The organism is Amycolatopsis circi (assembly GCF_003385235.1).
GTDB lineage: Bacteria > Actinomycetota > Actinomycetes > Mycobacteriales > Pseudonocardiaceae > Amycolatopsis > Amycolatopsis circi.
In genome coordinates this window covers 41,384-62,502 of the sequence record NZ_PQIA01000041.1, presented here as the reverse complement: position 1 = coordinate 62,502, position 21,119 = coordinate 41,384, and the positions used below count along the sequence as shown (strand labels likewise).

General features: G+C 68.4%; 21 protein-coding genes and 1 pseudogene. 6 read left to right on the top strand and 16 right to left on the bottom strand.

Annotation, left to right across the window (positions count from 1 at the left end):
* Positions 1-32 precede the first annotated feature (32 nt).
* The gene (locus D0D37_RS19625; RefSeq protein ID WP_208720046.1) at positions 33-662 is read right to left on the bottom strand and encodes a hypothetical protein; all 630 of its coding nucleotides are present in this window, start codon (positions 660-662) and stop codon (positions 33-35) included.
* On the bottom strand, positions 662-1,108 hold the full coding sequence (locus D0D37_RS46705) for a hypothetical protein (RefSeq protein ID WP_162834332.1): 447 nt from the start codon (positions 1,106-1,108) through the stop codon (positions 662-664). Before D0D37_RS46705 ends, D0D37_RS19625 begins: the two co-directional genes overlap by 1 nt.
* Positions 1,109-1,165: 57 nt before the next feature.
* On the opposite strand from D0D37_RS46705, the gene D0D37_RS19620 reads away from it, so the two are divergent.
* The gene (locus D0D37_RS19620) at positions 1,166-2,854 is read left to right on the top strand and encodes a toll/interleukin-1 receptor domain-containing protein (RefSeq protein ID WP_162834331.1); all 1,689 of its coding nucleotides are present in this window, start codon (positions 1,166-1,168) and stop codon (positions 2,852-2,854) included.
* On the opposite strand, the gene D0D37_RS19615 is transcribed toward D0D37_RS19620, so the two are convergent.
* From D0D37_RS19615 to D0D37_RS19580, 8 genes are read right to left on the bottom strand one after another with little or no spacing between them, the layout of a single operon-like run.
* Complete coding sequence (locus D0D37_RS19615; RefSeq protein ID WP_116202010.1) at positions 2,847-4,232, bottom strand: amidase; 1,386 nt, start codon at positions 4,230-4,232, stop codon at positions 2,847-2,849. The genes D0D37_RS19620 and D0D37_RS19615 overlap by 8 nt on opposite strands.
* A gap of 15 nt (positions 4,233-4,247) precedes the next feature.
* Positions 4,248-5,006: an SDR family NAD(P)-dependent oxidoreductase gene (locus tag D0D37_RS19610; RefSeq protein WP_116202009.1), complete on the bottom strand. Its 759-nt coding sequence runs from the start codon at positions 5,004-5,006 to the stop codon at positions 4,248-4,250.
* Positions 5,003-6,427 (bottom strand): aldehyde dehydrogenase family protein, encoded by a 1,425-nt coding sequence (locus D0D37_RS19605; protein WP_116202008.1) that lies wholly within the window; start codon positions 6,425-6,427, stop codon positions 5,003-5,005. Before D0D37_RS19605 ends, D0D37_RS19610 begins: the two co-directional genes overlap by 4 nt.
* The gene (locus D0D37_RS19600; RefSeq protein ID WP_116202007.1) at positions 6,420-7,187 is read right to left on the bottom strand and encodes an ATP-binding cassette domain-containing protein; all 768 of its coding nucleotides are present in this window, start codon (positions 7,185-7,187) and stop codon (positions 6,420-6,422) included. Before D0D37_RS19600 ends, D0D37_RS19605 begins: the two co-directional genes overlap by 8 nt.
* The gene (locus tag D0D37_RS19595) at positions 7,184-7,918 is read right to left on the bottom strand and encodes an ABC transporter ATP-binding protein (RefSeq protein WP_116202006.1); all 735 of its coding nucleotides are present in this window, start codon (positions 7,916-7,918) and stop codon (positions 7,184-7,186) included. Before D0D37_RS19595 ends, D0D37_RS19600 begins: the two co-directional genes overlap by 4 nt.
* Positions 7,915-8,730: an ABC transporter permease gene (locus tag D0D37_RS19590; protein WP_162834330.1), complete on the bottom strand. Its 816-nt coding sequence runs from the start codon at positions 8,728-8,730 to the stop codon at positions 7,915-7,917. Before D0D37_RS19590 ends, D0D37_RS19595 begins: the two co-directional genes overlap by 4 nt.
* Positions 8,730-9,674 carry an ABC transporter permease gene (locus D0D37_RS19585; protein WP_116202005.1) on the bottom strand — a complete coding sequence of 315 codons (945 nt, stop codon included), beginning with the start codon at positions 9,672-9,674 and terminating at the stop codon, positions 8,730-8,732. The genes D0D37_RS19590 and D0D37_RS19585 overlap by 1 nt, the downstream gene beginning before the upstream one ends.
* Positions 9,671-11,161, bottom strand: coding sequence for an ABC transporter substrate-binding protein (locus tag D0D37_RS19580; protein ID WP_208720045.1), 1,491 nt, complete (start codon positions 11,159-11,161; stop codon positions 9,671-9,673). The genes D0D37_RS19585 and D0D37_RS19580 overlap by 4 nt, the downstream gene beginning before the upstream one ends.
* Before the next feature lie 152 nt (positions 11,162-11,313).
* Here D0D37_RS19580 and D0D37_RS19575 point away from each other — a divergent pair, with 152 nt between their 5' ends.
* Positions 11,314-12,051 (top strand): FadR/GntR family transcriptional regulator, encoded by a 738-nt coding sequence (locus D0D37_RS19575; protein ID WP_116202004.1) that lies wholly within the window; start codon positions 11,314-11,316, stop codon positions 12,049-12,051.
* 1 nt (position 12,052) lies between these two features.
* On the opposite strand, the gene D0D37_RS19570 is transcribed toward D0D37_RS19575, so the two are convergent.
* The 6 genes and pseudogenes from D0D37_RS19570 to D0D37_RS19545 form a co-directional block, all read right to left on the bottom strand.
* Positions 12,053-12,649: a class F sortase gene (locus tag D0D37_RS19570; RefSeq protein WP_116202003.1), complete on the bottom strand. Its 597-nt coding sequence runs from the start codon at positions 12,647-12,649 to the stop codon at positions 12,053-12,055.
* Positions 12,649-13,365 carry a hypothetical protein gene (locus tag D0D37_RS46700; protein ID WP_162834329.1) on the bottom strand — a complete coding sequence of 239 codons (717 nt, stop codon included), beginning with the start codon at positions 13,363-13,365 and terminating at the stop codon, positions 12,649-12,651. The genes D0D37_RS19570 and D0D37_RS46700 overlap by 1 nt, the downstream gene beginning before the upstream one ends.
* 237 nt (positions 13,366-13,602) lie before the next feature.
* Positions 13,603-14,634: a trans-sulfuration enzyme family protein gene (locus tag D0D37_RS19555; RefSeq protein WP_116202000.1), complete on the bottom strand. Its 1,032-nt coding sequence runs from the start codon at positions 14,632-14,634 to the stop codon at positions 13,603-13,605.
* A 46-nt stretch (positions 14,635-14,680) separates the two neighbouring features.
* On the bottom strand, positions 14,681-14,896 hold the full coding sequence (locus D0D37_RS48005) for a hypothetical protein (RefSeq protein WP_244223580.1): 216 nt from the start codon (positions 14,894-14,896) through the stop codon (positions 14,681-14,683).
* Positions 14,897-14,942: 46 nt separating this feature from the next.
* Positions 14,943-15,104 (bottom strand): annotated as a pseudogene (locus tag D0D37_RS48855) (LysR family transcriptional regulator); the annotation flags it as partial.
* A gap of 106 nt (positions 15,105-15,210) precedes the next feature.
* Positions 15,211-18,426 (bottom strand): penicillin acylase family protein, encoded by a 3,216-nt coding sequence (locus tag D0D37_RS19545; RefSeq protein ID WP_116201998.1) that lies wholly within the window; start codon positions 18,424-18,426, stop codon positions 15,211-15,213.
* Between the two features lie 163 nt (positions 18,427-18,589).
* Between D0D37_RS19545 and D0D37_RS19540 the strand changes: the two genes are divergently transcribed.
* From D0D37_RS19540 to D0D37_RS19525, 4 genes are all read left to right on the top strand, one after another.
* Complete coding sequence (locus D0D37_RS19540; protein WP_116201997.1) at positions 18,590-18,964, top strand: FKBP-type peptidyl-prolyl cis-trans isomerase; 375 nt, start codon at positions 18,590-18,592, stop codon at positions 18,962-18,964.
* 121 nt (positions 18,965-19,085) lie between these two features.
* Positions 19,086-19,844 carry a S1 family peptidase gene (locus tag D0D37_RS19535; RefSeq protein ID WP_116201996.1) on the top strand — a complete coding sequence of 253 codons (759 nt, stop codon included), beginning with the start codon at positions 19,086-19,088 and terminating at the stop codon, positions 19,842-19,844.
* A gap of 124 nt (positions 19,845-19,968) precedes the next feature.
* Entirely contained in the window at positions 19,969-20,703 is a 735-nt protein-coding gene (locus D0D37_RS19530) for a S1 family peptidase (RefSeq protein WP_116201995.1), read from the top strand.
* 36 nt (positions 20,704-20,739) lie between these two features.
* Entirely contained in the window at positions 20,740-21,075 is a 336-nt protein-coding gene (locus D0D37_RS19525) for a hypothetical protein (protein WP_116201994.1), read from the top strand.
* The last annotated feature ends 44 nt before the right edge of the window (positions 21,076-21,119 follow it).

The window sequence follows — 21,119 nt, the reverse complement described above, 5'->3', positions numbered from 1 at the left end:
GTCCTCTACGCCATGCTCCGCAACCACACCCACTACCGCCACCCCGAACCCGCCTCCGCCCCCGCAGCGGCTTGACAAACCACATAGGGACACCCCCCCCGTTCTTTTCCGAGGTCGCCAAGGAGCCGGGAGTCCGGAGTGAGCGGGGCGGCTCCAGAGACATCCGCCAGCAATTCGGCGACCTGCAGCAACGCGACCCGCACGGCTTCGATTTCCGCGCGCAGTTCCTCGATGTGCTCCCACTCGTTCTCGTGGTCGATCGGGGCGACGCCGTCCGCGCGGGTGGCTTCCCACGCGCCAAGGCGAGGGTGCCAGCGCGCCAGCAGCGGGCGTACCGCCACGTTCAGCACTGTCAGCGCGAGCTTTCCGAACGTGATCGCGTCCGCGCTCCCTCGCGGCGACACTTCCGGGCCGTACTTGCGCAGGATTTCCCGGGTGGTGCCGAACAGCGTGTAGAGGCTGCTCAGCGCTTCCCGCGCGAGGCCCTCGTCCCGGCGAAGTTTGACCACTGAGATCCGGGTCGCCAGTTCGACGTACAGCTCCCACGCCGCTTTCGCCTCGGCCTGGTGCGGTGTCCAGGATCCGCTGATCTCGCCGACGAACGGCAGCTTCAGCTTCACCCCGACCTCGCGCGGCCGGAACTGCCTGGTTCGCCTCCCCATCACCGCACCGCCACGAGGAGCGAGCCCGCGCCGGCGAGTTCGGCCAGCCGTTCGGTCGCGTCGCGCAGCAGCACCTGCAGGTCGGCCAGTTCGGCACGCAACTGCCCGGCCTGGTCCCAAGCCCGCTCGTGGTCGAACTGCGACGAGTTCGGCGGGCGGCGCTCCAGGTGCGCGTCGAGCAGCGGATGCCATTTGGCCAGGAATGGCCGCAATCCGTCGTTGAGCAGCCGGAACACCACCTGGTGCAGGGAATCCGACGTCAGCGACTGCTCCGGCGGATGTTCGGCCAGCGCGCGGCGCGCTTCGGTGAACACCTGGTAGAGGCTGCTGAGCGCCTCCGACAGCAATCCTTCGTCCGGGCCGAGACGGACCGCGGAGATCCGGCTGGCCAGCTCGACGTGCAAATTCCAGGCCAGAGACCGGTCAGGTCGCTCGGACACACTCATGTTCGGCATTCTAGGTGTCGGCGGCAGCGGCGGCAGCCGTCTCGGAGGGGAGGGCGAGTGCCGGACTGGGATGTGTTCGTCAGTTACGACCGGACGGACGCTGCGGCGGTGCAGCGCATCGCGGCGGCGCTGGAAGGCGCCGGGCTGCGGGTGTTCCTGGACACCGAGGAGATCCGTCCGTTCGATTCGATCCCGGGACGGCTGGGCCAAGCCCTCGGCGAGTCCAAGGTGCTGCTCGCCTACTACAGCCGGAGCTACGGATCGCGGCGCGCCTGCCAGGAGGAGTTCACGACCGCTTACCTGGCCGGGCCCGAGCACGTGCTGGCGGTGAACCCCGAACCGAGCAGCCAGCACCTGGCGCCTCGGGAACTGCTCGACGTTCTGCTGCCGGGGCATCCCGCGACCAAACCGGGGCTGAGTGCCCTGGCCGACGCGGTGCGGCGCCGAGTCGCCGACGCGCCGGGACCGATCGGCGAGCCGGGCATGGCGGCTGGCTGGTCCGCTCCGCCGAAGTTCACCGGCCGGTGGAAGGAACTCTGGGAAATCCACTCGATCCTGCGCGGCGGCGGGACGGCGGTGGTGCACGGCGTGCTCGACATCGGCAAAACCACGCTTGCGCAGGCGTACGTACAGCAGTTCGGCCAGGCGTACCGCACGGTTTTCGCCGGGCATTCTCCCGCGGCGACCGTTGGCGACCTGGTGGTGCTTGACGACGTCAGCTCTCCGCCGGAGCCGCTCCCCGCTGGTGTCCCGGTCCTGCTGCTGACGCGCGACCGGCGGCTGGCGAAGCTGGGCACCGCCGTCGAACTGACCGATCTGCGCGAGGACGAACTGGATCTGACTGCCGAGCTCCGGACCGCGGCGGAGGGCAGCACCGGGCTGGCGCGCCGGCTCGCCGAACAGTTCTCCGGCAGTACCGAGACGGTGCTCGATCGCCTGCATCGCCGCCAGTCGCCGCTGCTCGACCCGCTCGCCGAGCGGCTCCTTCCGGCGGTGGAGGGCGCGTGGGATCTCGCGAGGGTGCTAGCCGCCGCCTCCCCCGTGCCGCTGACCCGTGACGCTGTCGCGGACATCCTTGCCGAAGCGGGCATCGGCACCGACCTCGACGCTGAGTTCGCCACATTGCTCGCCGCTGGAGTCGTCGTCGGCGGGCTCGGCGAGTTCACGCTGCCGCACGCCTTCCAGATCGTGGTGAGAGGCCGGGACCCGCGGCCGGCGCGAGCCGAACAGGTGCGACAGGCGACGATCGCGCTGCTGAAGAACCAGGCCCGGCCGCGGCACACTGTCGTCCCCGCGCGCCGGCGGTCGGAGATCGACGAGGCGGAACGGCGTGCCGCGCACCAGATCCTCAACGAGCTGAAAAGCCGGGTCGCGCTGCGCGAACTGCCGGACGGCGAAGGTCTGCTGCGCAGCGCGCTCAGCTCGCTCTACGCGCTGTTCGGCAGCCTCCGGCAGATCACCGGCGGCATCGACCAGGACGCGCTCCGCCCTTCCACCTCGGTCCGGCCGGGGCTGGGCACCCTGGTCTCCCGTCTCCAGGAGGAGATCCTGCCGCGGTTCCTGACCTATTGGCACACGCGGCTCGACGACCATCACGACGTTCGCCCGCCGGGAATCGGCAGTCGCGAGCACGAACTCGCCTGGCCGTTGCAAGCTCAGCTCCGTTCGGACCTCGCCACGCTGCAAGCCGAAGTCGCCGAGGTCGCCGACGAATTGGCTGTGCTGAGCGGAAATCCGCTCAATTGACCGGCCAAGGACGCTGTTCCCCGCGCAGCTTCTCGAACTCTGCGGCGATTCGCAGTACCTCCAGATCCGCGAACCGGCGACCCGCGATCTGCAGCCCGATCGGCAAACCTTCCGGGGTATAGCCACAGTTCAGCGACACCGCGGGCTGTCCGGACATGTTGTACGGCACGGTGAAAGCGATGTGCTCGAACGGCCGCGTCGGGTCATTCGTGGGAGACGGCCAGTCCGCGGGCGGCGGCAGGACAGGGCAGGTCGGCGACAGGACCACGTCGTACGGTTCCGTTGCGCGCAGGGCGGCCACGCTGATCGCGTCGATGGCGGCGAAACCTCGGTAAGTGTCCACACCGGACGCATCCGCGCCACCGGCCGCCCAATCCGCGATGTAGGGCAGGACTTTCGCGCGCTGGTCTTCCGAAAGCGCGGCCATCTCCGACCAAGCGCGGACGCGCCAGAAGGTGTCCAGGCCGTCCAGGTGGTCGCGGGTCAGGAACGGGGCGACGGGTTCCACGACCGCGCCTGCGGACTCGAACATGGCAGCGGCTGCGGTGACCGCGTCGGCGACGGCGGGGGTGACGGGGAGGCCGACGCCGGGGTCGAGTTGCAGGCCGACGCGTAGGCCAGCGAGGGAGCCGGTCAAGGAGAGCCAGTCGATCGACGCGGGCGGCAGGCTTAGGTGGTCCCGCGGGTCGGGTTGGGCCAGGACGCTCATCAGCAGGGCGGTGTCGGCGACGGTCCTGGTCAGCGGTCCGGCGACGCGGCCTAGGAAGGGCGGGTCGACTGGTACGCGGCCGAAGCTGGGTTTCAGGCCGACTAGTCCGCACCAACCGGCGGGGAGGCGGATTGAACCGCCGATGTCGGTGCCTACGTGAAGGGGGCCATAGCCCGCGGCGGCTGCGGAGGCGGCTCCGGCGCTGGAGCCGCCGGGGGTGCGTGTGACGTCCCACGGGTTGCGCGAAGCGGCGTGGAAGCTGGAAAGGCCCGAGGTGAGCATGCCGTAGTCGGGCATGGTCGTCTTTGCCAGCAGTACTGCGCCTGACTCGCGTACGCGGGCTGCGGCGGGGGCATCGGTCGCGGCGGGCTTTAAAGGCGTGGCAGCGGTGCCTAGTGGCGTCGGGACGCCGTAGGAGGCGATGTTTTCCTTCAGCGTCAGGGGGACGCCGTCGATGGGGCCGGAGGGTTCGTCGGCGTGCCAGCGTGCTTCGGACGCCTTCGCTGCTTCGCGGGCGGAAGCGGCGTCGTACGCGTACAGGGCGCGCAGTTCGGGTTCGCGGGCATCGATGCGCGAGAGGACGGCTTCGGTGACTTCGACCGGCGAGAACGTCTGCGCGCGGTACCCGGTTACCAGCTCGTTAGCGGTCAGGTCGGCCAATTCGGTCATCGCGGAACCTCCGATTCACGAAGCGGGTGGGTCAAAACGGCCGTCGACTGCGGTCCAACCGCCGTCTACAGCGAGGACGGAGCCGGTGACGAAGGTTGAAGCGTCCGAAGCGAGGTACACGACGGCGCCGGCCAGTTCGTCCGCGCGCGCCCAGCGGCCGAGGGCGCCCTTCTGCGCGTAGGCGTCGTACCAGTCGGGGCGCGCTTTGATCTGTGCGGTCAACGGAGTCTCTACGACGCCAGGGGCGATGGCGTTGACGCGTACGCCGGACGGTCCGAACTCGGCGGCCGCAGTGCGGAAGAGCTGTACTAAGCCGCCTTTCGTTGCTGCGTACGGGCCTTGTCCGGGTTCGACGGTGGTGCCGCGGATCGAGGAGAAGCCGATGATGCTCCCCCGGCCTTGCGCGACCATCGGTGCACCGAACGCGCGCAGCACCTCGAAGGCGACGCCCAGGTTCAGTTCCACCACCCGGTCGAACTCTTCGCGCGTGTAGTCCAGCAGGCGTTTCCGGACGTTGGTGGCCGCGGTCAGCACGACGGCGTCCAGCGGGCCCAAGTCGGTCGCGGCGGCAGCGATGGCCCCGGGCGCGAGCAGGTCAATCTCGTACACCTCGCCCACACCGGTCTCCCGCGCGGCGGCGACGTCGCGGTCCGCGCAGATCACCGACGCACCGTGCGCGGCCAACGCGCGCGCGGCCTCGCGGCCGATTCCGCTGCCCGCGCCGAGCACGACGGCCCGGCGTCCGTCCATTCGGAACAGTCCGGCGTAGTTCACGGGCGCAGCACCGCCATCCTGGTCACGGTCAGCTCTTCGACGGCGAAGCGCGGCCCTTCGCGGCCGATCCCGGAGTCCTTGACCCCGCCGTACGGCATCGTGTCGGACCGGAAACCCGGCACCTCGTTCACCACTACCCCGCCGACCTCCAGCTCGTCCAGCGCGCGGAACGCGGTCTTCAGCGAGCGGCTGTACACGCTCGCGTGCAAGCCATACCGCGACGCGTTGACCGCGGCGAACGCTTCGTCCACATCGGACACGGTGCGCAGGCAGACGACCGGGCCGAAGATCTCCTCGTCCCAGCATTCGACGCCGTCCGGGACGTCCGCGAGCACCGTCGGCTCCAGCACGCCGTCGCGCACCTCGCCGCCAGCCAGCAGCCGAGCGCCTGCCGCGATCGCTTTGTCGACCCATTCGGCGACCCGGGTGGTCGAGCGTTCGTCGATCAGCGCGGATACGCGGGTTTCGGGAGAACGCGGATCACCAACGGTCACTTCGCCGAGCCGGGCGAGCACCTTGTCGGTGAACTCCGCGACCACGGACGACACCGCCAGCACGCGTTGTACGGAAATGCAGGCCTGACCGGACGCATAGAACCCGCCGCGCAGCACGGCGTCCGCGGCCGCCTCGAGGTCGGCGTCGTCGGCGACCACCAGTGCGGCGTTCGAGCCCAACTCCAGAAGGGTCTTCGTCGGCGCGGCGTCGCGGGCGATCTGGTGTCCGACGGCGGCCGAGCCGGTGAAGGACACCGCACCGATCCGTCGGTCCGTGACCAGCGCAGATCCGACCGAAGCGTCTCCGGTGACCAGCTGGACCATCGCGGGAAGGTCGGTCAGCGAGCGGACCAGGTGCACCAGCCACAACGTCGCCAACGGGGTTTGCGGCGCTGGCTTCACCACCACGGGGCAACCGGCCGCGATCGCGGGTGCGATCTTGTGCGACGCCAGCAGCAGCGGGTAGTTGAACCCGGCGATCCCGACCACCACGCCGATCGGCTTGCGCTTCCAGAACCCGACCAGCCCGTCCCCGGACGGCAGCAGGTCGAGCGGGACGGTTTCGCCGTGCAGCCGCGACACCTCCTCGGCCGCGGCCTCCCAGGTGACGATCGTGCGTGCGACCTCTACTTGGCAGTCAACCAGCGGTTTTCCGGTCTCCAGCACGAGCAGTTGCTCAAACTCCGCCCGACGCTCACGCACGGCCGAGGCCACCTCGTTCAGCAACGTCCGGCGCGTCCGCGAAGGCAGCGAAGCAACTTCGCGAGCCACTGCCACCGCCTCGTCAACAGCCCGCGTCGCTAGCGCAGCAGTGCCGACCGGCGCGGTGCCGATCACGCTGCCGTCATAGGGAAAAACGACGTCCGCGTTATCCACTGTGGACACCCAATCGGGGCCAATCGGCAGGCCGTCCGGGTAGTCAGGCATCCGTTTCTCCCTTCAACCGGGCCAGCTCGGTCCGCAGATTCGGCGCGGCGGCGAGCAGTTCCCGGGTGTACTCGTGCTCCGGCTCGGCGTAAACCTGGTCGACCGCACCGATTTCCACGATCTCCCCGCGCCGCATCACCGCGACGCGATCGCACACGTGCCGGACCACGCCGAGGTCGTGCGAGACGAAAATCAACGTCAGCGAGAACTCGTCGACCAGTTGGGCCAGCAGATCCAGGATCTGCGCGCGCACCGAAACGTCCAGCGCGCTCACCGGTTCGTCCGCGATCAGCACGCTCGGGTTCGGCGCGAGCGCGCGGGCGATCGAAATCCGCTGCCGTTGCCCGCCGGAGAACTGGTGCGGGTACCGCATCGCCGCGTCCTCGGGCAGACCGACAGCGGTCAGCAACTCGGCGACGCGCTCCGGTGACCGGCGGCCGAGCGGTTCGGACACGATGTCGCGCACGCGCATCCGCGGGTCGAGCGAGCCCATCGGATCCTGGAACACGATCTGCATTTCCCGCCGCAGGAACCGCAGTTTCCGTTCGGGCAGCGAGTCGATCCGCTGGCCTTGGAACGACACCGTGCCCGCAGTCGGCCGGTCCAAAGCGGCGAGCAAGCGCACCAGCGTGGACTTCCCGGAGCCGGATTCGCCGACGATCCCGAACCGCTCACCAGCGGAAACATCGAAACTCAAGCCGCGCAACGCATGTACGTTCCGCCGCGCATATCGCCGTTCCAAGTCCCGTACGGAGATCATCTCGCCCCCTCCAGATCGGAAGCCGCCAGCAACCGCTGCGTGTAGGAATGCTGCGGCGCGGTCAAAACCTCCCGCGTCGAGCCATGCTCCACAATGGACCCGTCGAGCATCACCAGCACCCGGTCGCACGTCTGCGCCACCACCGCCAGGTCGTGCGTGATGAACAGCAGGGAACTCTCCGCCGACAATCGCTCGCGAATCAGGCCGAGAATCTGCGCCTGCACGGTGACGTCCAGCGCGGTGGTCGGCTCGTCGCAGATCAGCAGCGCCGGGTCGTTGGCCAGCGCGATCGCCAGCACCACCCGCTGCCGCTGCCCGCCGGACAGCTGATGCGGATACGCCCGCGCGACCCCCGGCAAACCGACGGCGGCCAGCAGTTCCTCGGCCGGACGCCCCCGACGGCCGTGCACCCGGAACGGCTCGGTGACCTGCCGTCCGACCCGCATCGCCGGGTTCAGCGCGGTCATCGGCTCCTGGAACACCATCGCCATCCCGTTGCCGCGCAACCGGGACAGCTCCTTTTCCGACGCTCCGAGCAACTCCCGGCCATCCAGCCGCACCGAGCCGGTGGCCGACAGTTCTTCCGGAAGCAGGCCCAGCACGGACAACGCGGTGAGCGATTTCCCGGACCCGGATTCGCCGATCAACCCGACCCGCTCGCCCGCGCCCAGCTCAAATGAAACCCCGCGCACAAGGTCCGCGACCTGCAGGTTTTCCACCGTCAGCGTCATACCCGCGCCGCCAATCGGGGGTCGAGACGGTCGCGCAGACCGTCGCCGAGAAGGTTGAATCCGAGCACTGCCACCGCGATCGCGACGCCGGGCACGAGCGCGAGCCGCGGATGCGCGGTGAGCAATTCCTGCGATTCCTGCAGCATCCGGCCCCACGACGGCGTCGGCGGCCGCGTTCCGAAGCCGAGGAACGACAGCGCCGCCTCGGCCAGCACCGCGATCGCGAACGACACCGAGGCCTGCACGATCAGCAGCCCGCCGATGTTCGGCAGCACGTGCGACCAGGCGATCCGCGTCCGCGACCGGCCGCCGGCCCGAGCGGCCAGCACGTATTCGCTGCTCATCACCTGCAGCGACCCGGACCGCGCGATCCGGGCGAACGACGGGATGGTCGCGATGCCGATGGCGACCATCGCGGTGAGCGTGTCCGCGCCGAACACCGCGCCGAACATGATCGCCAGCAGCAGCGCGGGAAACGCGAGGACCAGGTCGTTCACCCGCATCACGAACTCGCCGAGCCACCGCGGAGCCATCGCCGCCAGCACGCCCAGCGGCGTACCGATGACCGCTGCGATGCCGACCGCGACGACGCCGACGTACAGCGTGGTCCGCGCGCCGACGAGGATCTGGCTGAAGACGTCGCGGCCGAATTTGTCCGTGCCGAAGAGATGCTCTGCCGAAAAGCCGAGCAGCCGGTCCGCCGCGTTGACCTGCACCGGGTCGTACGGCGTCCAGACGAACGACACCAGCGCGGCCAGCACGACGAGGGCGACCAGCGTCCCGCCGAGGAGGAGATTTCCGTTGCGGCGCATCAGGACCCCCGCAGTCTCGGGTCGAGCACCGAATACAGCACGTCGACCACGAAGTTCACCAGCAGCACCCCGGCCACCAGCACCAGCACGATCCCTTGCACCGTCAGCAGATCGCGCTGCGCGACCGCGTCCAGCAGCATGCTGCCGAGCCCGGGCAGCACGAACACCCGCTCCACCACGACCGCGCCGATCAGCAACGTCGTCAACTGCAGGCCAAGCACGGTGACCACCGGGACGGACGCGTTGCGCAGCCCGTGCCGGAACAGTGCCTGACCAGGCAATAGACCCTTGGATCGGGCAGTGCGCAGGTAGTCTTGACCGAGCGTGTCGAGCACGGCCGAACGGACGTAGCGCGTGAGCACCGCGCCCTGCACCAGGCCGAGTGACAATGCCGGAAGGATCAGTCCGCGCAGGAACTCGACCGCATTCTGGTCGGGTGGCGTCCATCCGCCGCTCGGCAGCCAGCGCAGCTGTACGGCGAAAATCTGCACCAGGATGATGCCCGCCAGGAACGCCGGAATCGCCACACCTACCTGCGACAGCCCGGAAACCGCGACGCCGCTGGCTTTCCGGTGCCGCACCGCGGCGAACGCGCCAGCGGGCAAAGCGATTACCAGCGCGACGATCATCCCCGCGCCGACCAGCCACAACGTGACCCCGAGCCGGTCCACCAGCTGCGGGCTGATCGCCTCGCGCGTGACGTAGGACCGGCCGAAGTCGCCGTGCAGCAACCCGCCCATCCAGCTCAGGTACTGCTCGACGAGCGGCCGGTCGATGCCGAATTCGGCGCGGGTCTTCGCGAGCAGCTCCGGCGTCGCGTTCACGCCGAGCGCGACCTGCGCGGGATCGCCCGGCAGCACGGCCATGAACAGGAACACCACAATGGACGCCACGAACAGGCTCACCGCGAACACGGCCACCCGCCGCAGCACGCGCGCGGTCATGCCGGCCTCACCGCGGTCAGGTCGAAGGATTCGCTGACCTGGTTGCGCGCGAGTCCGGTCACCTTCTTCTTGGCGACCACGACGTTCGGGAACAGGAACAGCCAGTCCGCGGCCGCGTCGGTGTTCAGCTGCCGCGCGACCTCCTTCATGTCGCTCACCTGCTCCTGCGGCGTGCCGCTGTCCGCCGCGGCGAGCAGCTGCTGCACGTGTTTGTTGTCGTAACCCCAGTAGTACTTGGGTTTTCCGAACGTCGAGATGTCGCGGGCCTCGACGTGCTGGATGATCGACAGGTCGTAGTCGTGATCGGTGAAGACCTGCTTGAGCCACACCGCCGGGAAATCGAGCGGCTCGATCGTCGCGGTGACGCCGACGTCCGCCAGCTGCGATTGCACCACCTGCGCCGCCGACACCGCATAAGGAAGGTTCGGAATCCGCAGCCGCAGCTTGAGATCGTGCACGCCCGCCTCGGCGAGCAACTGCTTCGCCTTCGCCGGGTCGTACGGATAGACCTTCGACAGGTCCTCGTACCACGGGTCGGTGGGCGGAACCATGCTGCCGATGAGCGTGCCGCGGCCGTTGAAAACCAAGTCCAGCACGGCTTTCCGGTCGATCGCGTAGGTGAGCGCACGACGGACGCGCACGTCGTTCAGCGGCGCGCGCCGGCCGTTGAACGCCAGCGTGACCTCGCTGTTCGTGGTGCCCTGCTGCACGGTGAACCGGTCGTCGCCCTGGAACTGCGGGATCGAATCGGCCGACGTGAGGTTGGAGATCACGTCGATTCCGTTGGACAGCAAGGCGTTGTTGAGCGCGGTCGGATCGGCGAAGTACTTGAGCACCACCGTGCGATACGCCGGTTTCCGTCCCCAGTACCGCGGATTCTCGCGCAGCACAATGGAATCGCCACGTCGGCGCGACGCCACCTCGTACGGTCCGGTGCCGACCGGATGGTTCGCCAGATCCGCGACTCCGGTCGGGCTGAACATCGCGCCGAGCCGGCTGGTGAGGCTGAACAGCCAGCCATTGCTGGGTTTCGATAGCACGACGCGAGCGTGATCCGGCGCGACGACCTCGACGTGGTCCACGACGTCCATCGCCGATTTGAGCGAGATCGTCCAGTCGGTCTTCACCCGCATCAGCGAAAACTGGACGTCGGAGGCGGTGAACGGAGCCCCGTCGCTGAACTTGACGCCCTGTTGCAGCTGGAAGTCGTAGGTCTTGCGGTCCGGGCTGATCGTCCAGGACTTCGCGAGCAGCGGCACGATCCGGCCCTGCGGATCGAGCTTCACCAGGCCCTCGTAGACGTTGTAGAGCAGCGCCTGCGGGATGGCCACGCCGTCGGAACGGGTGAAGTCGAAGTTCGCCGGCTCCGCCGTGTACCCGACGGAAAGCGTGTCCGGACCTGGGGAAACGCTCGCGCTGGAGCCTGCCGAGCAGCCGGACGTCACGAGCAGCAGCGCCAGTGCCACCGCGGTGCTCCGGGCTTTCATTCCGCCTCCTGTGCCCTGCGGGATACCCGCACCCAGTCGGCGTCGCGAGCTAGCTGTCGCGATGATAAGCCCACGTCGCCTCCGACTCAGTACACTGGTCAGACCAGTACCCCCTGACAGCAGACTCGCATCCGGCAGACACCGAGGTCAAGATGAAGTTCGAACCGGTGGCTCCGGTCCGCGCCTACGAGCGGATCGTCGAGCAGATCGAGGAGGCCGTGGTGAGCGGTCGCCTCAAACCCGGCGAACGGCTGCCCGGGGAACGGGAGCTGATGACGCAGTTCGGCGTCGGCCGGTCGACCGTGCGCGAGGCGCTGCGGGTACTGCAGGCCGCCGAGCTGATCCGTTCGCGGCCGGGCGATCCGCGCGGGCCCGAGGTGCTGGCCGCGTCGCCGGGCGCGCTGCACCGGTCGATGCACCGGCTGGCCCGGGCGGAACACGTCGGGCTGGCGGAACTGCTGCAATTCCGGATGGTGCTGGACGGCTCGTCGCACCTGCTGGCCGCGGAACTGCGTACCGCCGAGGATTTGACCGCGCTCGACACCGCGCTGGAAGGAATGGCGGAGGCAGCCGGATACGCCGAATTCAGCCGTGCGGACGTCGCGTTCCACGACGTCATTGCCCGAGTGTCACGAAATCCGCTGCTGGTGGTGAGCGGCGAGGTGGTCCGCGGCGTGGTCCTGGAATTGATCGAGGACAAACTCAGCCACGCCAACGACCGCGGCACGCTGATGCGGTCCTGGCTGCGGCACCACGAAGAGGTGCTGAACGCGATCCGCGCCGCCGACGGGGAGTCGGCGGCGCGGCTGGCGCGTCATGCGCTGTATGACAACTACTCGGAGTACGTGCCGAAGGAGCAGCGCACGCTGCTCACCCCGTTGCTGACCTGAGTCAGGAGACCAGGTTCGCGTACACCACGATGTTGTCCTTGTAGCTGTGCTCGGCGTGGTCGAACACGCCGCCGCAGGTGATGATGCGCAGCTGCGGCTTGTCCGTGTTGCCGAAGACGGCCTGCGTCGGGAACGTGTCCTTGGGGACCTGTTCCTTGCGGTCCACGACGAACTTCAGCTTCTTGCCGTCGCTGCGTTCGACGTCGACCTCGTCGCCCGGGTTCACGTCCTTGAGCTTGTAGAAAATGCCCGGCTTGTGGTCGCCGTCGACGTGCCCGAGCACGATCGCCGGGCCTACGTCGCCCGGTACCGGCGAAAGCCGGTACCACGCGGCCTGCATCGGGTTCTTCACCGACGGAACCGAGATCTGGCCGTCCTTGTTGGGCAGCACCGTGATCAGCGACGACTTCGCGCCGATCTTCGGGATCTCGACCGACGTCGGCCGCAGCCCGGTGAACGGCTTGGTCACCGGGACCGCCGCACTGGCCGGGGCCTGCGCGGCGGGCGCCGCCGGGGCGTCCGAACCGCACGCGCTCAGCGAGAGGGAGAGGAGCAGAGCGCCCGCGAGAGCGACGCCCTGCCCGTACTTCCTGGTCATCAGGCGGCCATGCCCCCGAAGCCGGTCTCGATGCCGTGCTTCGGCGCGTACTTCACCTGCGAGCCGCCCTGGCCGCCGGTGGTGCCGGCCGAACCGGCGCCCGCGCCGCCCGCCGGGGGCAGCTTGCCGCCGTCGGTCGGCTTGCCGCCGCAGGTCCAGACCGCGCGGACGCTGTCGCTCTCGAAGGAGACGCCGTCGTGGCGCTTGACCAGCCACTCCCAGTAGCGACCGTCGGTCTCGTCCTGGTGCGGGCCCTCGAGGAGGTCGAAGTCGTTGGAACGCAGGCCGGTCGGCTCGCCCGCGGCGCACGCGATCACGACAACGCCGAGGTTCTCGTCGAGGTCGACGCCGTAGCCGGTGTCGTCGACGTACGGCGGCTCCTCCGGAGTGGAGGTCTCCGAGGTCGGCGTGGTCGGCTTGCTGGAGTCGGTCGGCTTGCCGGTCTCGGTCGGCTTGCCGGTCTCGGTCGGCTTGCCGGTCTCGGTCGGCTTGCCCGTCTCGGTCGGCTTGCCCGTCTCGGTCGGCGTACCGGTCTCGGTCGGCTTGCCGGTCTCGCTGGCCGGAGCTTCCGAGGTGGGAGCCGTCTCGCCCGAGGTGGCCGGAGCCGAGGCGGAGGTTTCCGGCGCGGTCTCCGCGTTCGCGGCAGGCACGACGGTCAGGCTGATCAGGGCGCCCGCGAGCACAGCGCCCGCGAGTCTGCCCAGGGTCTTCTTCAAGATGATTACCCCTCTGAGGAAAAGCGCGATGACCCCCACCGCGCCCGCTGATCCTGGCGGACATTCAGCCCAAAGGGGTAACTCTTTAGCTGGTGATTAATGACACGAGGGAAAGGCGTAACGAACGCCTTCGCGGCGGCGATGATTTCGCCTGATTGCCGGGAATCCGGCTCGTCGTGCCCATACCGTAACAGTTGCCAGGCAACCCGCACAGCCCTCGTTAATGAATGGCGGAAATCAGCCGAGCGCGGTCAGCAAATCCCGCCACAGGTCCTCCGGGTCTTCCAGCCCGACGGAAAACCGGATGAGCCCCGGCGGCACGCGCTCCTCGCCGGGCAGCCACGCACGCCGCTCCATCAGGCTTTCCACCCCGCCGAGGCTCGTCGCCGGCCGGATCAGCCGGACGGTCGCGCACACCTTGTCGGCAGTGTCGGCATCGGCGACCTCGAACGCCGCCATCATCCCGAAACCGGGGTAGCGAACCTTTGTTACCGCCGGGTGTTCCGCCAACCGGGACACCAGCAACTCGGCGGTGCGAGTTTGCTCGGCGAGCCGCACCGGAAGCGTCCGCAGACCGCGTAACGCAAGCCACGTTTCGAGCGCGCCCGGCGTCGCACCGACCCGAGTCCGCGCCGCGCGAAGCTCGTCCACAATGCTCTGCTCGGCTGCGACCGCGACGCCGAGCAGAAGGTCGCTGTGTCCGCCAATGAGCTTCGTCGCGCTGTGCACGACAATGTCCGCGCCGAGCGACAGTGGTTGCTGATGCAGCGAAGTCGCGAAGGTGTTGTCGACGACTACGCGTCCCCGCGTACCGCGCGCGATGGTCTCGATCTCCATCACGTCGAGCGTCGGGTTAGTCGGCGATTCGAGCCACAACAGATCGGCGTCGCAGTCGAGCCACGCCTGGGTGTCCGTCGGCTCCAATTCGGTGACCGTGAGCCGACCGATCTCCTGCGCGTGCTTCAACGCTCCGCGCGTGACGGCGTAACTGAATGACGGAACCGCGACCGTCGACCCGACCGGCAACGAATCCAGCACCGCGGACAACGTGGCGACGCCCGACGCGAAGGCGACCGCAGTGCCGCCCTCAAGCGAGCCGACGACCTCCTCGAAGGCAGCCCAGGTAGCCGTGCCGTCGGAGCGCGCGTACACCGCGTCGCCCCCGGCCTCGAAGGTGCTCGTGGCAACGATCGGCGTGGTCAGCGGTTCGCCAGGGCCGTGCGGTCGGCCCGCCGCGATCGCGCGGGTCCGCGGAGTCCAGTCGTCCATGCGGACACGGTAACTTCGCGACCGGCTGAACGGCAGGCGACGAATATCACCAGGTGGTCAGGTGTTCCACAAAGTGGACAACCTCCGGGTCGGCGGGCCGGTAATGCAGGTAAACGGCCCGGGACAGCCGCGGCTCCAGCGGCCGGACCGAGACGGCGGGCGGCAGCGGATCCGGCCGCCATTCGACCCCTTGCGCCGCGAATCCCTCGGCCAAGGCAGGCCCGCACGTGCCACCCAGATCGGCGACCCCGAGCCGGATCAACTCGGCGACTGGCCGGATGCTCCTTCGGCACTACGGCAAGGAATTCGTCGTCGAGCACCCGCTGGGAATCCGGGCCGCGCTGGGTGGTCACGGCGAGATCGATGGTTCCGTCTGCTAGCCAGGCGAGGAGTTCGTCGTCTTCGCCCTGCAAGGTGAGTACCTGGCTCTGCGGCCAATCCCGTTGCAGTCGCTGCGCTCCCGCTGGCACGAAGCGCACCTCGCCTGCCTGATCAGCGTCCTGTTCATGAAAGAACCGCCCCGGCCGATCATGCTGGCCGGAGCGGTTCTCGTCGTCACTTCAGTAGCGACCGAAGTCAGTGCGCGTAAACCTCGAACTCGTACAACGAGTACCCGTACTTAGTCCCGCGCGTGACGCCCTGCATCCGAACGAACCGCGCGTCCGAAGGTTTGAAGGAGACGTTGTCCACCCCGCCGTTCCCGTCCGTCACCACGGCAGCGTCGTGCCAGTCGGTCCCATCCGTGGACAGCTGGATCTTGTACCCCTTCCCGTACGCCTTCTCCCACGACAGCACCGCGCGCGAAACCTGCTGCACCGAGCCGAGATCCACGGTGATCGACTGGTTGTCGCTCCAATCGCTCGCCCAGCGCGTACCCGGGTTGCCGTCGACCGCGTTCGAAGCGGGCGAGTTGTAGAAGCCGGTTTCCACGCTGGAAGCGTTCACCGGTTTGCCCGCCGCGAGGTTCGAGACGTTGTCGCCTCGATGCGCCGGGTACTCGACGACCTGCTGGAACGTCGGCCGGTTCTGCGTGCTGATCTTGCCGTGCGTGATCCCGCCGAGCGGACGCTGGATGATCGAGTCTGCGCACCACTGGTCGCCCGCCGAGCAGTCGCCGTCGCCGGGGTACACGGTGTTCGCGGGCTGACCAGCAGCTGCGGTCAGCGAGTCGACCAGCGTCTGCCGGCACGCGGTCAGGTCGCCGCCGCCGCAGAACTTCGCGCCGAGCGGGCCCGCCACCGGCTGTCCGAGCGCGGTGCGAAGGTCCTTGCTGACGTAGCCCCACCAGCCGTGCTGGTAAGCCGAACCCTGGTGCGGCTGCCCGACGTGCTTGCCCGGCGTCTCGTTCTGAAAACCGGACGGGCTTTCGTTGATCTGCAGCACGTTCGTCATCGCGCCGAACGCGTCGTCGCCCATCGCCGGCTTGAACTCGCCGGTGACCAGCAGCGGCCACCACGCGTCCATGATCCGGATCGCGTCGGCGTCGTTGTAGGTCTTGCTGCCAGGGCTGGATTCGACGCGCTGGTGGCCGTGCTGCATCCACGTCTTCAGCTTCGCCTCGGCGTCGGCCGCGGCACCGGTGAGCGGGGCCTTGTCGAGCACCTGCAGCAGCAACGGCAGCACCTTCTCCGCCCGCAGGTCGGCCAGCGCCGCGTCCTCCATCGCCTGGGTCAGGTTGACCCGCGTCACCTTGGTACCGCTGGAAAGCAGGCTCTTGACCCGTGCGTCGAGCAGGTCGGCGCGGTGCACGGCGGACTTGTCCGCGCCGCCGGACGCGTAGCCGGCTGCCTGCGCGTTGTTCCAGCTGATGTAGTAGTCCTGGTTCACCGACTGCGGATGCTGCGCCGAGGGTGTGTAGTCGGCCTTGTTGCCCGCCGGGTTCCAGCCCTTCCAGTCGAAACCGCGATCGCCCCACGCGGGCATCATCGGGTCCACAGTGGAATTGCGCACCGGGTTCGCGCCGGAGTTGAAGTACGCGATGTCCTTCGAATCGGCGTAGAACCAGTTGAAGGTGAAGTTGACGTCGTTCGCGGCGCGCTGGAAGTCCGCGGCCGACTTCACGTAGCCCGGGTCGTTGAACTCCTGGAACCCGATCAGCGAATCCACCTCGTGGAAGTACGAGGACCGCAGCGACGAGTACGCCACCGGCTTCCCGTCCACCATCGCCCGCGAGGTCACCGGGCCGTACTTCGTGCGGTAGCTGCGCAGCGTGTAGGACCCGGCCGCAGTGCCGTCCGCGACGGTCGGCGACCAGGCGTTCTTGCGCTCCACGGTGTCCATCGGGAGGCATTTGCCCTGGTAGAGGTAGTAGTTCGAGTCCTTTGTGGCCGGTTTGCCGCTCGGGTCGCACAGCGGCAGCGCGTAGGTGTCGATGATGTCCTGCGCCGCGGTCGTCGCGCTCCACGAGTAGTCCTGGCCGCGCCCGAGCAGCACGTACATGCTGAGCCCGGCGAACGACGCGCCCCGCGCGCTGATGCCCGGACCCTGAATTTCCTGCAGCAGCAACAGCTGCGGCGCGAAGTACCCGGTCTGCGGACCGAACACGGCGACCGGATGCCCGCTGGCGGTCTTCGCGCCGGACACCAGCAGCGCGTTGGACATGCCGTGCTTTTCCTTGAGCATGTTGCCCGGCAGCACGCCGTTGTCGAACATGCCGCGCGCGGATTCCTGGTCCTTCGGCGCAGAAACGTTGACCTTCGCCTTGGCAGCGGCCGCCGAACCGGTCTGATCGAACACGAGTTGCTGGTTCGTTACCGAACCCTTGTCCGGCAACGCCGCGCCCTGCGGGTTCGCCGGAGTGTTGCCGTACGGGAAATTCTGCCCGTCGTGCAGGGTTTTCACGGCCTCGGGATCGTCCGCGGCGCGCAGGCTCTGCCACACCTTTTCGCCCTGCTCGACGCCGTACTTCTCCTGCAGCGCCAGCTTCGCGACCGCGTTCTGCACCTCGCCGCCACCGCCGGCGCCGAACTGCGCGCCGACCACCGAGGCGAGCACGACGAGGTCAGTGAGCTTGAACGGTTCGATGGTGCCCGCGTTGGTGATCGCGTCGACGTGCCCGGTGAGCACGTACTCGCCCGGGAAATACCGGCCGTTGTGCGAATCGGTGATGTATTTGTTGATGCCGTCGATGTACGCCTGCGCGTCGGCGAGCCCCTGCTTGCCGCGCGGACCGCTCGCCGCCACGTCGTCGATCTGCTGCTGCAGCTCGTCCTCGGTGTAGGGCGAGGAGGCAAAGAAAGACTGTTCCAGCTCGCGGTTCGCTTCCGCGCCGCCGGCGAACGGAGTCAGCTGGCCTCGCCCGACGTGGCGCATGACGTCCATGAGCCACAAGCGATCCTGCGCCGCGGCGTATCCCGCGCCGTACTCGGTGCCGGACCGCGTCGTGCCCTGGATGTGCGGGACGCCGGTGGCCTTGTCGCGCGTGATCGTCACGTCGTCGCGCGGTTTCAGCGTGCTCGCGACCTGGTCGGCGGGCACGCCGAAGGACGAGTCGTTGAAGAATTTGCCGATCGCGTCGGTCGTCAGCGTCTTGTAGCCGCCTGCCAGGTCGGCGTATTTGCCGAGTTGGTCGTCCGCGTGGCCGGGCTGTGTGCCGAACGCCTTGTTGGCGAGGATTTCGGCGAGCGTCGCGCTGCCGTTCTCCCCCGGCGGGAGGATGTCGTTGCACTGGCCCGCGCAATAGTCGTTGCCGGGCAACGCGGCGGAAGCCGGTACCGCGGTCCCGATCTGCACTAACCCGGCCGTGAGCACGGCTACCGCGCCCGCGGCCAGGATTGGGATGCGTCGTCGCATTCCGCACTCCGTCCACGAAGGATTCCCCAGGGTGACCCAGCGCACGCTACCGACGGGTAGGACACATGTGAAGAGTTTTCGCGTTTATCCCCTCGTTGGGAGTAGTCCTCCCTGGTGGCGGTCCATCCGGCGCACCGTTTGACCGATAGGTACGGTGAGCCCCATGAGCGTGGAGAAGCCCCTAGTCGAGCGCCCGGACGGACCGCCGCCCGCCGAGCTGCAGATCGAAGACATCACGGTCGGCGACGGCCCCGAAGCCAAGCCGGGCAATGCCGTCAGCGTGCATTACGTCGGGGTCTCGCACTCCACCGGCGCGCAATTCGACGCCTCTTACGACCGCGGCGCGCCGCTCGATTTCCAGCTCGGCGCCGGCCAGGTCATTCCCGGCTGGGACCAGGGCGTGACCGGCATGAAGGTCGGCGGCCGCCGCCAGCTGGTGATCCCGCCGCATCTCGCGTACGGCGAGCGCGGCGCGGGCGGCGTGATCGCCCCGAACGAAACTCTGGTTTTCGTCGTCGATCTCGTCGGCGTGAGCTGATCGGCGAGAAAACGCGGGCAGCCGGGAAAGCCCGATCGGGCAGCCCCGGCTGATCCCCCTTTCGGGGGAAACCGGAGACGCCTACGTTCGCATTGAGTAGTCGTCTTCCGGAGGATATTTCATGCGTTTGCGTGCTGCCCTTTCCGCTGCCTTCCTCGCCGCAGGCGCCGCGCTGGCCGTCGCGGCTCCCGCGTCCGCGGTCGCGAACGGCAACGATGTGGCGCCCGGCGAGTATCCGTTCGCGGCCAAGCTGTCCATGCCTGTCATCCCGAAGGCGGACGGCACCACCTATTCGAGCGGATGCTCGGGTTCGCTCATCGCGCCGCAATGGATCATCACCGCCGGGCACTGTTTCCACGACGTCAACCGCAAGCCGGTTTCCGGCCCGGTTCCGTACGGGACCTCGGTGCTTCTCGGCGCGACCACCGACGAGCCGGGCAAGGGCGAACGGCGCAACGTCACCGAGGTGCAGCAGGCGGGCATCAACGACGTCGCGATCGCCAAGCTCGACTCGCCGGTCACCGACATCAAGCCGCTGACCGTCTCGCCCGCCGCGCCGACCACCGGTCAGAAGGTGCTGCTCGCCGGCTGGGGCAGCCTCACCGAGGTCTCGCCGAAGCCGTCGGACAAGCTGCAGCAGGGCGAAATGCAGGTCGTCGGCTCGGACGCCACCACCGCGTCCATCATCGGCGTCGCGCCGAAGAAGGACACCAGCGCGTGCAGCTACGACTCGGGCGCGCCGTACTTCGTCGACGACGGCGACCACACCGGCCGCATCATCTCGGTCGAGTCGACCGGCCCGGACTGCCCCCACTCCACCCCGGAGACGACCGCGCGCGTCGACATCCTCAAGGACTGGATCGCCTCGCACACCCAGTGAGGGCAAGTCGCGCGATCGGTCGGTTTTCGTCGCCCATCAAGGGAATTCCGCATCGCGGACGGTGTCGTTAGCGTGGAAGGCCGAGTTCATCGGCGTCCGCCGGTGACCCGGACGAAGGGACAGAATGCGCGTCCGCGCCGCGATCTCCGCAGCAGTTCTCCTGCCCATCCTCGCCGCGAGCCCGGCTTTGGCCGTCGCGAACGGCTCCGATGTCCCCGCCGGCCAGTTCGGCTTCGCCGCGAAGCTGAGCATGACCGGCATCCCGCTGCCGAACGGAAGCACGTACTCGAGCTTCTGTTCGGCAGCGCTCGTCGCGCCGCAGTGGATCGTCACCACCGGCCACTGTTTCCACGACGCCAACAAGAACCGGGTGTCCGGCCCGGTGCCGTACCCGACGACGGTGTCGCTGGGCCTGGTCGACGAGACGAAGGAAAAAGGCGTCCAGCGCAAGGTCACGCAGGTTCTGCAGGCCGGTCCGAACGACGTCGCGCTGGCGCAACTGGACAGCCCGGTCTCCGGCGTTACGCCACTCACGGCGAACCACCTGGTGCCCGGCGTCGGACAGCAGGTCACGCTGGCCGGCTGGGGCAGCCGGACGGCGCAGAATCCGGTGCCGTCCAAGCAGTTGCAGCAGGGCACGATGAAGATCTCGTCGGTCGGCGGCACGACAGTCGGCATCCGCGGCGTCGCACCGGAAGCGTCCACCAGCGCGTGCACCTACGACACGGGCGCGCCGTACTTCACGGACGGCAAGCTGATCTCGATCGAGAACAACGGCCCGGACTGCCCGCACACCGGCGCGGAGACGACGTCGCGCATCGATGTGATCGCCGATTGGATCGACGAGCACGCGAAGTGAGTACGGTGGAAGGGCCGTCGTCCTGAGGAGAGTCGCATGCCCGAGCCGATCCTGACCGCTGTCGCCACCGCGTTGGCCACGAAGGCCGCGACCGGGCTGTATGACCTGGTCAAGCGCAAGTTCTCCGGCAACAGCAAGGCAACCGCGGAACTGGAGGCGGCCACCCCCGACCATCCGGCCACGGTGACCGCGCTGGCCGAACGCCTCGACGAGGTCAGCCGCCAGGACCCCGAGTTCGGGGCAGCGCTGCGCACCGAGTTCGAGGTGCATCAGGAGGCACGCAGCGGCGGGGTGACGAATCACGTGGGCACCGTGGCCGAAGGGGCCAAGGTCGTCCAGCTGCGTGACGTACAAGGCAATATCAGCCTCTGAGGCTTTTCGAACGACTGGCACGGAGCGCGATCGGTAAGATCGCT

Coding starts and splice junctions, on each gene's coding strand:
- D0D37_RS19625 (WP_208720046.1), bottom strand. CDS start 662: ATGGGGAGGCGAACCAGGCAGTTCCGGCCGCGCGAGGTCGGGGTGAAG.
- D0D37_RS46705 (WP_162834332.1), bottom strand. CDS start 1,108: ATGAGTGTGTCCGAGCGACCTGACCGGTCTCTGGCCTGGAATTTGCAC.
- D0D37_RS19615 (WP_116202010.1), bottom strand. CDS start 4,232: ATGACCGAATTGGCCGACCTGACCGCTAACGAGCTGGTAACCGGGTAC.
- D0D37_RS19605 (WP_116202008.1), bottom strand. CDS start 6,427: ATGCCTGACTACCCGGACGGCCTGCCGATTGGCCCCGATTGGGTGTCC.
- D0D37_RS19600 (WP_116202007.1), bottom strand. CDS start 7,187: ATGATCTCCGTACGGGACTTGGAACGGCGATATGCGCGGCGGAACGTA.
- D0D37_RS19595 (WP_116202006.1), bottom strand. CDS start 7,918: ATGACGCTGACGGTGGAAAACCTGCAGGTCGCGGACCTTGTGCGCGGG.
- D0D37_RS19590 (WP_162834330.1), bottom strand. CDS start 8,730: ATGCGCCGCAACGGAAATCTCCTCCTCGGCGGGACGCTGGTCGCCCTC.
- D0D37_RS19585 (WP_116202005.1), bottom strand. CDS start 9,674: ATGACCGCGCGCGTGCTGCGGCGGGTGGCCGTGTTCGCGGTGAGCCTG.
- D0D37_RS19580 (WP_208720045.1), bottom strand. CDS start 11,161: ATGAAAGCCCGGAGCACCGCGGTGGCACTGGCGCTGCTGCTCGTGACG.
- D0D37_RS19575 (WP_116202004.1), top strand. CDS start 11,314: ATGAAGTTCGAACCGGTGGCTCCGGTCCGCGCCTACGAGCGGATCGTC.
- D0D37_RS19570 (WP_116202003.1), bottom strand. CDS start 12,649: ATGACCAGGAAGTACGGGCAGGGCGTCGCTCTCGCGGGCGCTCTGCTC.
- D0D37_RS19555 (WP_116202000.1), bottom strand. CDS start 14,634: ATGGACGACTGGACTCCGCGGACCCGCGCGATCGCGGCGGGCCGACCG.
- D0D37_RS19545 (WP_116201998.1), bottom strand. CDS start 18,426: ATGCGACGACGCATCCCAATCCTGGCCGCGGGCGCGGTAGCCGTGCTC.
- D0D37_RS19540 (WP_116201997.1), top strand. CDS start 18,590: ATGAGCGTGGAGAAGCCCCTAGTCGAGCGCCCGGACGGACCGCCGCCC.
- D0D37_RS19535 (WP_116201996.1), top strand. CDS start 19,086: ATGCGTTTGCGTGCTGCCCTTTCCGCTGCCTTCCTCGCCGCAGGCGCC.
- D0D37_RS19530 (WP_116201995.1), top strand. CDS start 19,969: ATGCGCGTCCGCGCCGCGATCTCCGCAGCAGTTCTCCTGCCCATCCTC.
- D0D37_RS19525 (WP_116201994.1), top strand. CDS start 20,740: ATGCCCGAGCCGATCCTGACCGCTGTCGCCACCGCGTTGGCCACGAAG.